We start from the raw sequence: 421 nt of genomic DNA, 5'->3' as shown, positions 1-421 counted from the left end.
ATTCCCGGATTACGGCGTCGACTTCCGCATCGGCAAGGACGAAATCGACGTCCAGACGCTGCAGCACATCATCCGCGAATATGTGCACTACGATGTGCCGGATTTCTGGAAGGACGATTACAGCATTTGAGCCGCGCAAAACAGCGCGAAGGTTTTGCGGTAGCGACATGCGCAAAGGAAGCACGTCCACCGAATCTGAGATGGCGATGCGCTTCAAGCACGGCAAACGAAGGTGAGCGATTGCAACATGTTGCCTCAGCCGGCGGGAAGGCGGATGGTGAAGCGGCTGCCGTTTGCGTCGGAATGCTCGAGACTGATATCGCCGCCAAGCGCCTTCAGAAGCTCCTGCGCTGTCGTCAGGCCGAGGCCGGCGCCAGGGGCTGCCCCGGCCTTCGGCAATTTCCAGAATGGCTCGAAGATC

The 421-nt window shown here is 59.1% G+C and carries 1 protein-coding gene and 1 pseudogene; one reads left to right on the top strand and one right to left on the bottom strand.

Annotated elements, in window-relative coordinates; translation table 11 throughout:
• Positions 1-130 (top strand): annotated as a pseudogene (locus AC5ZG1_RS44490) (response regulator); the annotation flags it as partial.
• Positions 131-255: 125 nt separating this feature from the next.
• Here AC5ZG1_RS44490 and AC5ZG1_RS44485 read toward each other — a convergent pair.
• Positions 256-421 (bottom strand): ATP-binding protein (locus AC5ZG1_RS44485; protein ID WP_496136583.1); only part of this gene is annotated, 166 nt, incomplete at its 5' end.

It is taken from the genome of Bradyrhizobium sp. Leo78, assembly GCF_059512425.1.
Note: the sequence above shows the minus strand (reverse complement) of the source record. Positions and strands in the feature narration are given on the sequence as shown.